We start from the raw sequence: 1,621 nt of genomic DNA, 5'->3' as shown, positions 1-1,621 counted from the left end.
TGAAGGCAGAATTTAAGTACTATGAAAAATTTACACAGTTAGATGGATGGGCTCTTAATTAAATTTGAAGGCAGAATTTAAGTGCTATGAAAAATTTACACAGTTAGATGGATGGGCTCCTCCGGATGGCTCCTGGGTTCCCACACTACTCGCTCTGGTGCTGTTTGTGCTTCTTCCATTAGTGACGTTGGGGAATCAGACTGCTTTTGTTGATTAATTTTTTGTTGTCTTCCTACTAATTCCCTATGGAAGTCATTCACCTGTTGATTATAATCACTCGCATCCTCATTGATATTATATGGATGAATTTGATCTACAGAATAACCAGCCTTTATCAGTGCTTTAAAAATCTTTTTATAGGCTTTTTCATTAAGTTTGCCATTTTTATTTATACACAGAATACTGACATCACTACTTTTAAATAAGTGCTTAGCTAAATTTGCACTGACCCGTAACGATTCTTTATCTTCTAAACCAAAACCACTAATTACGCTGGGCATGGCTCGACAAAGCACTTTTTCATCATTGCCTTTTGTTGTTTTAATTTCTATATAGTCCTCGCCTTTAAAGACTTTTAATTTATCAAAACCATCACCCTTACTTGCAAATAGCTCTTTAATAGTGTCATGCATTTGTGATAGACTCTGTACAGGTTTTGCTGTCAGTTGATTACCTAATCTATTGTCACGTTTATATACAGGGGAAGCTATTTTAGTGCTGTCTTTACTTTCACCAAAAAACTGTTGTTGGTGGTCTTTTGTTTGTACACTTTTCGGTTGGCTTGTAGTCTTAGGTTGATCTTTCTTTATAACGGCTTTTTTTTGATTCTTTACCATAGTAGACTTAGTATTGTCTACCGATTCTTTAACGTTTTTTTGTGTTATCTGTTGTAATTGCTGCTGAGTAAATAATATCAATAAATCCCTTTTTGCTTTTTCATATTGTTTTTTCTCATCAATATGTTTTTTCCTAAAATTTGGACTTGGTATTACCTGCACTAATTGATTTAAAAGCTTACAAGCGCCTTTGTTATCCCACTGAAAAATAGCTTGGGCACTAAAAAAATTATTTTGACTACCGCTTATTAAAGAAAATAAAATTCTCGTTGCTTTGATGGCATTAGGCATTGAATGTTGAGAATTCTTTAGTTTATCTAAATATATCTTTATAGCATTATTAGCCTGTTGTTGAAAAGTTGAATCTTTTTGGCATAAATTAATAAGCTGTTGTAGATAATTATCGATGGTCATTTGACTAGGTTCTGTGAACCAAAAAAACTACAAGATGTGAAATTAAGTTGATTTAATTAAAAAATGATTTGCAAGGTTGCAATCCTTGGTTTTAAATATATTTGAGAAAAACAACAAAGGATTGCAAAATGCATTATCACATAAATGAAAATGCTTGGGAAAAGATTTATGAATTTTTAATGACGGTAAAGAGGATACACTGCAAAAATACGGAATCTTTGCGTTTATTCGTGGAAGGGGTTTACTATGTGTTACGAACGGGTTGTCAATGGCGTATGCTTTCTTAATACTACGTGGATCGGCGGGGTTCTCAAAAACGTTTTATGCACTGGGCTGTACTTGTGACTCGGGATGACACGATGGAACGAACG

General features: G+C 33.9%; 2 protein-coding genes. One reads left to right on the top strand and one right to left on the bottom strand.

Going from position 1 to position 1,621, the window contains the following annotated elements; all coding sequences use genetic code 11:
• Positions 1 to 95 precede the first annotated feature (95 nt).
• Positions 96 to 1,250, bottom strand: a complete 1,155-nt coding sequence (locus DNK84_RS13020) for a hypothetical protein (protein ID WP_119344907.1) — start codon at positions 1,248 to 1,250, stop codon at positions 96 to 98.
• A 128-nt stretch (positions 1,251 to 1,378) separates the two neighbouring features.
• On the opposite strand from DNK84_RS13020, the gene DNK84_RS13015 reads away from it, so the two are divergent.
• Entirely contained in the window at positions 1,379 to 1,537 is a 159-nt protein-coding gene (locus DNK84_RS13015; protein ID WP_119344906.1) for a transposase, read from the top strand.
• Positions 1,538 to 1,621: the final 84 nt, after the last annotated feature.

Origin of the sequence: Facilibium subflavum (genome assembly GCF_003574485.1) — a bacterium.
GTDB classification, from domain to species: domain Bacteria; phylum Pseudomonadota; class Gammaproteobacteria; order Francisellales; family Francisellaceae; genus Facilibium; species Facilibium subflavum.
The sequence above is the reverse complement of the archived record's forward strand: the minus strand, read 5'-3'. Positions and strand labels throughout refer to the sequence as shown.

What these genes read in the sequence shown, in the direction of transcription:
- DNK84_RS13015 (WP_119344906.1), top strand. Translation starts at nt 1,379, where the DNA reads ATGCATTATCACATAAATGAAAATGCTTGGGAAAAGATTTATGAATTT.
- DNK84_RS13020 (WP_119344907.1), bottom strand. Translation starts at nt 1,250, where the DNA reads ATGACCATCGATAATTATCTACAACAGCTTATTAATTTATGCCAAAAA.